This is a genomic window from Mycobacterium sp. NGS18, assembly GCF_059813185.1.
The window spans coordinates 35683-45405 of sequence record NZ_JCALEC010000019.1 but is presented as its reverse complement, the minus strand read 5'-3'; the positions used below and the strand labels follow the sequence as shown (position 1 = coordinate 45405).

Annotated in this window: 9 protein-coding genes, 1 pseudogene and 1 riboswitch; all 10 genes and pseudogenes read left to right on the top strand. The window is 69.7% G+C overall.

Translation table 11 applies throughout. The features are described 5' to 3' along the window. Nucleotides 1–161: pseudogene (locus tag AC5Y31_RS21285) on the top strand (type VII secretion protein EsxI); the annotation flags it as partial. A gap of 83 nt (nucleotides 162–244) precedes the next feature. Continuing rightward, on the top strand, nucleotides 245–1465 hold the full coding sequence (locus AC5Y31_RS21280; protein WP_065025413.1) for a PPE family protein: 1221 nt from the start codon (nucleotides 245–247) through the stop codon (nucleotides 1463–1465). A 12-nt stretch (nucleotides 1466–1477) separates the two neighbouring features. Next, on the top strand, nucleotides 1478–2773 hold the full coding sequence (locus tag AC5Y31_RS21275) for a PPE family protein (protein WP_499982821.1): 1296 nt from the start codon (nucleotides 1478–1480) through the stop codon (nucleotides 2771–2773). Nucleotides 2774–2778: 5 nt separating this feature from the next. Beyond that, a complete protein-coding gene (locus tag AC5Y31_RS21270) occupies nucleotides 2779–4083 on the top strand; it encodes a PPE family protein (protein WP_499982819.1) in 1305 nt (434 codons plus the stop codon). Between the two features lie 126 nt (nucleotides 4084–4209). Further along, nucleotides 4210–4396: riboswitch (M-box (ykoK) riboswitch) on the top strand. Nucleotides 4397–4805: 409 nt separating this feature from the next. Continuing rightward, nucleotides 4806–6011 carry a PPE family protein gene (locus AC5Y31_RS21265; RefSeq protein ID WP_065025414.1) on the top strand — a complete coding sequence of 402 codons (1206 nt, stop codon included), beginning with the start codon at nucleotides 4806–4808 and terminating at the stop codon, nucleotides 6009–6011. Between the two features lie 22 nt (nucleotides 6012–6033). Next, complete coding sequence (locus tag AC5Y31_RS21260) at nucleotides 6034–6747, top strand: MgtC/SapB family protein (protein WP_499982816.1); 714 nt, start codon at nucleotides 6034–6036, stop codon at nucleotides 6745–6747. 47 nt (nucleotides 6748–6794) lie between these two features. Further along, nucleotides 6795–7706: a sterol desaturase family protein gene (locus AC5Y31_RS21255; RefSeq protein WP_499982812.1), complete on the top strand. Its 912-nt coding sequence runs from the start codon at nucleotides 6795–6797 to the stop codon at nucleotides 7704–7706. 112 nt (nucleotides 7707–7818) lie between these two features. Next, nucleotides 7819–8397 carry a LysM peptidoglycan-binding domain-containing protein gene (locus tag AC5Y31_RS21250; protein ID WP_109401112.1) on the top strand — a complete coding sequence of 193 codons (579 nt, stop codon included), beginning with the start codon at nucleotides 7819–7821 and terminating at the stop codon, nucleotides 8395–8397. 137 nt (nucleotides 8398–8534) lie between these two features. Then, a complete protein-coding gene (locus tag AC5Y31_RS21245; RefSeq protein WP_499982825.1) occupies nucleotides 8535–9197 on the top strand; it encodes an Rv1815 family serine proteinase in 663 nt (220 codons plus the stop codon). Then, entirely contained in the window at nucleotides 9194–9694 is a 501-nt protein-coding gene (locus AC5Y31_RS21240; RefSeq protein WP_499982810.1) for a VOC family protein, read from the top strand. The genes AC5Y31_RS21245 and AC5Y31_RS21240 overlap by 4 nt, the downstream gene beginning before the upstream one ends. Nucleotides 9695–9723 lie beyond the last annotated feature (29 nt).

Sequence of the window (9723 nt, the reverse complement as noted above, 5' to 3'; positions counted from 1 at the left end):
GGGGTGGCGCTGGTTCGGTGGCCTGCCAGGAGTTCGTGGCGCAGTTGGGCCGCAACTTCGCGGTCATCTACGAGCAGGCCAACGCCCACGGTCAGAAGGTGCAGACCGCCGGCAACAACATGGCCAACACCGACGCCTCGGTGGGCTCCAGCTGGGCCTGACCGACCCGAGCCCACCGGGGCACTGCACCGTCACCGGCTGATCGGAGTTTTACGCGGCGGCCAATCGATCAGAGGTGGAGGGCATGGATTTTGGAGCGTTGCCGCCGGAGATCAACTCGGGGCGAATGTATTCCGGTCCCGGTGCGGGACCGCTGCTGGCGGCCGCCGCCGCCTGGGACGCCCTTGCCGCCGAGTTGAATTCGACCGCGTCGTCGTACCACTCGGTGGTCACCAGCCTCGCCCAAGTCTGGTCCGGTCCGACGGCGGCGACGATGTCGGCGGCCGCACAGCCCTACGCCGGGTGGATGAGCAGCACCGCCGCGCAAGCCCAGCAGTCCGCCGCTCAGGCCCGGGCTGCCGCCGCCGCCTACGAGTCGGCGTTCGCGGCGACGGTGCCGCCACCGGTGATCGCCGCGAACCGCAGCCTGCTGCTGGCACTGATCGCCACCAATATCCTGGGCCAGAACACCGCGGCGATCGCTGCCACCGAACTGGAATACACCCAGATGTGGGCGCAGGATGCCGGCGCCATGTACGGCTACGCGGGTGCGTCGGCCAGTGCCACCGCGCTGTCCCCGTTCGCCACGCCGCCGCAGACCACCAACCCTGCCGGTCTGCAAGCCCAGACCGCGGCAGCCACCCAGGCGGGGGCCGGCGTCGGTGCCCAGGCGCAGTCGTCGTTGACCCAACTGATCTCGACGGTGCCGCAGGCGCTGCAGAACATGGCGGTATCGGGGGCGGCCCAGGCGGAGCCGACGTCGATCCTTGACTTCCTGGCGGGACCACTCTCGCCGATCTCGCTGTTCGGGATCGGCGGTATCCCTTATCTGTTGGCGATCCAGTGCGTGCTGTTGCCGATGAACGGCGCGAACGTGGTCTCCGCGGTGAACCGGGCGATGGGGCCCAAACCCTGGCTCGAAGAACCGAAGGCGCTTCCCGCCGGAGCGCTGGCCGGAAGCCGATTGGCCGGCGCGCCGGTGGTATCGGCGGGACTGGGCAACGGCGGTTCGATCGGGCGGTTGTCGGTGCCACAAGGCTGGATCGCCCAGACCTCCACCGCGAAGGCCGTCGCCGCGGTCTTCCCCGAGGCTGGACCGCAAGCCGTTGTGGCGGTTGCCGCGGAGGGTGAAAGTGGACTGGCCGGCGACCTGGCTCTGGGGAGCCTGGCCGGACGCGCCATGGCGGTCAGCGGGGGAGCCGCCGGTCGCGACGTGGGCGGGGCGACCGGCCTGGCGGCGGCGAGCAAGCCCAATAAGCCGAGCAAGGCGACCATCATCGTCATCCCACCGTCGGCGGAGGACTGAGCCGTGCTCGGCATGGACTTCGGAGCCCTGCCCCCGGAGCTGAACTCCGCGCGCATGTATGCCGGCCCCGGCACCGGTTCGATGCTGGCCGCGGCCGGCGCCTGGCGGGGACTGGCCGGCGAACTCAACGCGGTGGCCTCGGCCTATCAGACGGTGATCGCCGAGCTCACCGGGCAGAGCTGGTTCGGGCCGGCGTCGCAGTCCATGGCGGCCGCCGCGACGCCCTATGCGAACTGGCTGGGCGCCACCGCAACGGCGGCAGAGCACACCGCGAGCCGAATGATGCTGGCGGTCAGCGATTTCGAGCAGGCGTTCGCCGCGATGGTGGCGCCCGCGGCGATCGCCGCCAACCGCAGCCTGCTGGCGAGCCTGGTTGCCGGCAACGTGGTCGGGCAGAACACGCCAGCGATCGCAGCGACCGAGGCCGAGTACAACCACATGTGGTTACAGGACGCGATGGCGATGTACGGCTACGCGGCGCGCTCGGCGGCCGCGTCGGCGGTGCAGCCGTTCACCGCGCCGCCCCCGGTGACCAAGGGATCGGCCGGACACGGCGCTGGTACCGGCGACCAGCTGACCCAGCTGCTGAACGCCATACCGAAGGCATTGCGCGGGCTCTCCGGCTCCGGAGGTGCCCCGGCCTCTCCGCTCGGAGCGCTGGCCTCGGCGCAGAGCACCGACCCGGTGTCGCAGGCCGCCTCCTACATCGAGACGTTGGCGCGAACGATCCTGCCCGCCAACGACTCCAACATATCGGTGCTCTACGGCATGGGGCAGTATGCGCGCAATCTCAACACCGACCTCGACTTCTCCCAGGCGACCGGCGGCAGGGCCGGGTTCGGTTCCGGTGCACAGGTATCGGGCAGCGCTGAAGCGGCGGCTCCGGCCGGAGGTGCCCGGCCGATGGTGGCCGCGCGCACCGGGAACGCGGGCGTGGTGGGCAAGCTTGCGGTCCCGCCGTCCTGGACCGACGCGGTGCCCGAGGCCACCAGCACCGTAATTGCGGCGCCCACCGCATCGGCGGCCGCCGCGGCCGCACCCGCAGGACGCGGCGCGGGCATGGCTGAGGCCGGTCTGGCCGGTGTGGCCGCCGGGCGCGCCGGCCGGCGCAAACGTGGCGACCGGCCGGACGCGCACGGCGAGCGAATCGTCGGCCGGCTCACCGGAATCAGCGAGGTACGACACTGGCATGTCGAGCCGGGCGAGCTCAAAACCCTGCTGAGTGAGGTGTCCGGGCAGCCCGGTGTGCACGAGATCTACTTCGATACCGGCGAACCGGACACCGGCCCCCCGCCGGGCCGGGAGTGATCGCCATGGATTTCGCAGCACTGCCACCGGAAGTCAATTCCGGGCGACTGTATTCCGGACCGGGATCGGGGCCGATGGTGGCCGCGGCGACGGCGTGGGGCCGCCTGGCCGCCGAAACCGGTTCGACCGCCGAGACCTACCAGTCGGTGCTGGCGGCCCTCAGCGACCAGGCGTGGCTCGGACCGGCCTCGGAGGCGATGGCCGCCGCCGTCACGCCGTACGTGACCTGGCTGCACGCGACCGCGGCACAGGCCGAGCAGACCGCCGCCCGAGCCACCGCGGCCGCAGCCGCTTTCGATCAGGCCTATGCGGCCGTTGCTCCGCCGCCAGTGATCGCGGCGAACCGCAGCGCGCAGGCGACGCTCGTCGCGACGAACGTGCTCGGACAGAACAGCGCGGCGATCGCGACGCTGGACGCCGAATACGCCCAGCTATGGGTGCAGGATGCGCTCGCGATGTATGGCTACGCGGCGCAGTCGGCGGCGGCGGCCGCGCTGGCCCCGTTCACCGAACCGCCGGCCACCACCGACCCCTCCGGCGTGAGCGGGCAGGTGGCCGCGGCCACCGCCGGCAGCGGACACACTCAGCTGTCGCAGTTGATCGCCGCGCTACCGCAGGCGCTGAACGGGCTCGCTTCCGCGCAAGCGGCGCCACCGGCCGCACCGACCCTGTCGCAGCTGGTCTCCTACTTCGAGATCCTGCCGAAGAGCATTGTGCCGTTCAACGACGCGATCAAGACGGTGCTGTACGGCCTGATCCAGTACTCCCGCAATCTCACGATCGACCTCGACATCGCCGCGGCCACCGGCGGCCGGGCCGGGTTCGGTTCCGGCGCAACGATGCTGGCCGCCGAAGCATCCGCACCGCTGCGCTCCGCATCGGTTTCGGCCGGCGCGGGCCGCGCGGGCACGATCGGCAGACTCAGTGTCCCGCCGAACTGGGTGACGACCGCGCCGGTGGCCAAGCTGGCGGCCACCGCCTTGCCGGCTGCCGCGTCGGCGGCGGCGCCGGCCGCCGCAATCCCCACCGGGGTGTTCGGTGACCTGGCGATGGCGAGTCTGGCCGGACAGGCGCTCACCGGCGCCGCACCGCGGAGTCGTCCCGCCGCGGCGATGAACGGCCATGCGCAGAGCCGGCTGGAACGCCTGGTCACCGAGCTGGCCGGCACGACTGAGGTGCAGCACTGGCACGTCGACCCCAGCCGCCTCGACAGCCTGCTCGAGGAACTGGCCGAACAACCCGGGGTGCACGCCGTACACGTCAACCGCGACGGCCAGAACGCCACCGGGCCGGATCGACAACCGGGTTGACGCGGGCGCTAATTCCGCTTCGACGACAAGCGTTTTCGGTGCCGGCGCGGACCGGTGGTCGTGAAGTGATCGACGACGCGCCGTGGCCGATTGACCCTGCCAGCGACCTGGTGCACTATGGTGAGGCAAGCACCTCGTTAGGTGAGGCGTCTGCACGGATACAGGCCACTGACCCCGAACGTCGAAAGACGCCCCGGGTCAGGACAGCTCCTCCCGGATTAAGGGTTGAGCCCAAGTGGCTTCCGGACCTGCATAATTTGCGCAGGTCAGGACACGCCGTGCAGTGCCGAAGCTCTGACGAGAGGGGTGCGGAGCCCGGCTGTCTGGCCGGGCGCATTCACCTCTGTGTGCATACGTGCAGGCACCCGCGCGTGCCCTGGCCGAGAGGAGGTGAGAGCGACATTGAGTCCGAGTGATAGTTCCTATCCGAGATCGATGGTCGTCTCCTTCGCTCTCGGTACCGCTTTCACCCTCTGATTCGCACCGGCGCTGAATTCGTCGACTGGCGTGCCTTCCGTTCGCGGAGAGCGCCAGGCTTCGCCATGTCCTGAAATCGCTTGACAGCTCGGTCTTTCCGCCGAGCAGCGATTCTCCCGACGTGCCCAGCTCCGGCATGTCGCCATGACCGGCTGCCCGCCATCGGGCCATCGACCGTGCCTGCACACCCGCCAAGACCGCCCAGCGATCTGGACAAAAACCACCGATCAAAAAGGAGCAATGCCATGGACTTCGGAGCATTCCCGCCGGAAATCAACTCAGCTCGTATCTACACCGGCCCCGGCTCGGGGCCGATGATGGCCGCCGCGGGGGCCTGGGACAAGATGGCCGCCGAGCTCGCCGCGGCCGAGGCGGCCTACCAGTCGGTCATCAACGGACTCGTCAGCGAGGGTTGGATGGGCCCGGCGTCCAACGCGATGGCCGCCGCGGCGGCGCCCTACGCGGCTTGGATGGGCACCACCACCATTCAGGCGGAACAGGCTGCGGCACAGGCCAAGGCGGCAGCCGCGGCATTCGATGCGGCCTACGCGATGACGGTTCCGCCGCCGCTCATCGTGGCGAACCGCAGCCAGCTCGCGACGTTGGTGGCCACCAACTTTCTGGGCCAGAACGCCGCGGCGATCGCGGCCACCGAGGCCCACTACGGCCAGATGTGGGCCCAGGACGCCGCCGCGATGTACGGCTACGCGGCCGCGTCGGCGGCGGCCACCAAGGTGACACCGTTCAGCTCGCCGCGCGAGGTCGCCGACCCGTCGTCGCAGGGCGCTCAGCAGGCCGCGGTCGCCCAAGCCGCCGGTAACGCGGCGTCGTCGAATGCGCAATCCACACTGTCCCAGGCGATTACGAACACGCCGCAGACGCTGCAGTCCCTTGCCGCGCCGGTGCAGCCGCCCACGCCGCCGGTCACCGGAGGCGAAGGCATCAGTGCGGGCGACCTGGGCAACGCGCTGACCAACCTGATGAGCAGCTCGTTTTCCCCGATGGGTGCGGCCGGGATCTCCAACTTCGCCGCCGACATGGCGGTGGTACGCGGTGCTGCCATCGCCGCGGGTGACCCGCTGGGCTTGGGCGCCATCGACCCGTTCACGCCGATGTTCGGCGGGTTCGGCGGACTCGGCACCGGAATGCACGGCCTGGGTGCCGGGCTGGGCGGCCTGGGCACCGCCTCGGCGACCATGGGCCACGCGTCCACGGTCGGCGCGCTGTCGGTGCCGCCGTCGTGGGCGGCGTCCATCCCGGCTACCGCAGCCCCGGGCAGCGCCGTGGCCGCCACCGGTTGGACGGTTGCCGCGCACGCGCCGGAGGCCGGCGCGGCCGGTATGCCGGGCGTGCCGTTGGCCGGCGCCGGGCAGGGCCGCAACTACGGTTTCGCCGCTCCGCGGTACGGCTTCAAGCCCACCGTGATGGGTCGGCCGGTAGTCGCCGGCTAGGGCCTGTGACAGGGTTTAGCTCATGCAGACGCTGAGCGTCGCCGAGTTCACGCTGCGACTGGCCGTCGGCTTGGGCTGCGGCGCGCTGATCGGGCTGGAACGCCAGTGGCGGGCCAGGATGGCGGGGTTGCGCACCAACGCGCTGGTGGCCGCCGGTGCAACGCTGTTCGTGCTGTACGGCGTCACCGCCGGGGACACCAGCTCCACCCGGGTCGCGTCCTATGTGGTGTCCGGGGTGGGGTTCCTCGGCGGCGGAGTGATCCTGCGGGAAGGGTTCAATGTCCGCGGCTTGAACACCGCGGCCACGCTGTGGTGCTCGGCTGCCGTCGGAGTGCTGGCGGCGGCCGGGAACCTGCTGTTCGCAGTGATCGGCACCGGCGCGATCGTCGGCACCCACCTGTTGCTGCGACCGCTGGGCCGGCTCATCGACCGCGATCAGCACATCGAGGAGGACGAACCGCAGTCGCCCTACCAGGTGCAGGTGATCTGCCGGCCCAAGTCCGAGAAGTACCTGCGCGCCCAGATCGTGCAGCACACCGCCGGCAACGACTTGGTGCTGCGCGGGATCCACACCGGCAAGGACGCCGAGGACAACATCGCGCTCACCGCGTCCATGCTCGCGGACAGCAGGGCGCCGGACCGCCTCGAGCGCCTGGTCGGCGAATTGTCGCTGCAGCCGGGCGTCTACGCGGTGCACTGGCACTCCGAGGACCCGGCGTCGCTGTCGCCGGAATAAGCACCGGCAGGGCAGCCTAGGCTGGCATCGAGGCGGAGGTGAGCACGGTGGATTGGATCGCTGGTGTGTGGTCGGTGTTGCCCGCGCCGATGCGCGACCCGGTGCTGTTCGCCATCCCGTTCTTCCTGCTGCTGCTGACCCTGGAATGGACTGCCGCCCGCAAGCTGGAAGACCTCGAACGCGGGTCCTACCGGGCCAGGGATGCCTGGACCAGTATCTCGATGGGACTGGTGTCGGTGGCCACCACCGCGGGCTGGAAGTTGCTCGCGCTGTTCGGCTATGCGGCGATCTACACCTATCTGGCGCCCTGGCATCTTTCGCCGAAGCAGTGGTACACGTGGGTGATCGCGATCCTGGGCGTCGACCTGCTCTACTACACCTACCACCGGATGGCGCACCGGATCCGGCTGATCTGGGCCACTCACCAGGCGCACCATTCCAGTCAGTACTACAACCTGGCCACCGCGCTGCGGCAGAAGTGGAACAACAGTGGCGAGATCCTGGTGTGGATCCCGTTGCCGCTCTTGGGAATTCCGCCGTGGATGGTGTTCGCCGCGTTCTCGGTCAACCTGATCTACCAGTTCTGGGTGCACACCGAGCGGATCGACAAGCTGCCGCGACCCATCGAGTTCGTCTTCAACACCCCGTCGCACCACCGCGTGCACCACGGGATGAACCCGGAGTACCTGGACCGCAACTACGGCGGCATCCTCATCATCTGGGACCGGCTGTTCGGCACCTTCGCACCCGAGCGGTTTCGTCCGCGCTACGGGCTGACCAAGCAGGTCGGCACCTTCAACATCGTGACGCTGCAGATCCACGAATACGCCTCGATCATCGCCGATCTGCGCGGCGCTAGCCGGTGGCGTGACCGGCTCGGATACGTTTTCGGGCCACCGGGCTGGCACCCGGTGCCGTCGGCGACGAGGGCGGCCCCACCGGCGGCACTGCCGCAATGATGGAGCGCACCGACCGCTGTTCGCATAGGCTTGCGACGTCGTATCGCAGCGACACCGCCCGGCGCCCTGCGCCGCGGTGTGCCGATGAGAAGGGGACAACGTGGCGCAGAGCTTGGGAGACACCCTCACCGCAGGAAAGAAGCTCGTCAAGGGCGAGTCGCTGACCTCCAAAAACGGGGCATACACCCTGACCTTGCAGGACGACGGCAACCTGGTGCTGGCGTCGCGGGGCAAGGCGGTCTGGGCTTCCGGCACCAACGGCAACGACGTGGTGCGCGCCGAAGTGCAACCGGACGGCAACTTCGTGCTGTACACCGCGGACAAACCGATCTGGCACACCGATACCAAGGGCAAGAAGGACGTCAAGCTGGTTCTCCAGGACGACCGCAACCTGGTGCTCTATGCCGCCGACGGTGCGGCCTGGTCCACCAAGACCGAGACCGACGCTCCGCCGCCAGAGGAGCCCAAGGCCGAAACCCCCAAGCCCGAGGCGGCCCCTGAGGCGCCCGCTGCTCCCGCAGCGCCGGAAGCGCCCGCTGCGCGCACCTACACCGTTGTCGCCGGTGACACCCTGTGGGCCATCGCCGAGCGGTTCTACGGCGACGGCAACAAGTACCCGCAGATCGCTGAGGCCAGCGGTATCGCCAATCCGGACCTGATCCACCCCGGCCAGGAGCTGACGATCCCCTGATCGCCGCTGACCGCCGGCGCGGCGGCTCGGAGCCCACACCGGGCCGGGCCGCTGCGCTGCGGCGGTGATCACGGCGGTCGAACACCGGCCGGACTCGAACCGGCCCTCAACGATCGGAGTCGACGGTGCGCGGGCGCATGGTGCGGGTGCTGGCGGTGTGCGGTGCGGTCGGGGTGGCGACCGCGATTCCGGCGATCGGCACCGCTGGTGCCGATCCGGTACTGGTGTTCCCGGGGATGGAGATCCACCAGGACACTCATGTCTGCACACTCGGTTACGTCGACCCGGTCATGCGCGTCGCCTTCACCGCCGGTCACTGCCGGGGCAGCGGCCCCGTCACCGACCGGGCCGGCAATGTCATCGGCACATTGGCGACCTTCCGCGACAACACGCCCAACGGTGCGACCGTCAACACCGACCAGGTGATCGCCGACTACGAGGCCATCGTGCTGGCCGACGGTGTCGACTCCAATGACATCCTGCCCGGCGGTCTGCGTCTCGAGACCGGCCCGGACGACGGCGTGGCCCCCGGCGAACCGGTCTGCCACTTCGGCATCGTCACCGGAGAGACTTGCGGGACCGTCCAGCGGGTCAACAACGGCTGGTTCACCATGGGGGGCGGTGTTCGCAGTCAGCAGGGCGATTCCGGCGGCCCGGTGTATGTGATCCGCGGGCCCGGCCTGGCCCGGATCGTCGGCCTGTTCAACAGCGTGTGGGGGGAATACCCTGCCGCCGTGTCATGGTCGGCGATCTCCCAGCAGGTCCGCGAAGACGTCGGAGTAGCATCCCCTCCGACATGATTTCGCCGCCGCGAACGCCCGTCCAGATCGCTTGGGTCACCAACGATCTGGCCGCCACCGAATCGATGTTGAGCGCGCTGTTGGGGGTGCGCAAATGGGTCCGCATGCCCGGGGTGCACTTCGCCCCGGACACGTGCAGCTACCGCGGTGAGCCGGCGGATTTCGTCGCCGACATCGCGTTGAGCTATCTCGGCGACATGCAGCTCGAGCTGATCGCACCGGTGAGCGGGCGCAGCATCTATCAGGACTTCCTCGTCGACAGCGGGCCCGGGCTGCACCACATCTGCGTGGAGGCCGATGACGCCGACGGCTTCGCCGCGATGCTCGACGACGCGGCCGCCAACGGCGCCGAGATCGTCTCGCAGGGCGTGATGCCCGGCGGTATGCGCTTCGCCTACGTCTCGGCGCCCGAGGCGGGCGTGCCGTTCGTGGAGATCGCGCACATTCCGCCGGAGATCCGATCCGTCTTCGACTACATCAAACAACAGCAGCGGTGAGCCGCGCCGCCGACCAGAAGGAGCCGCCG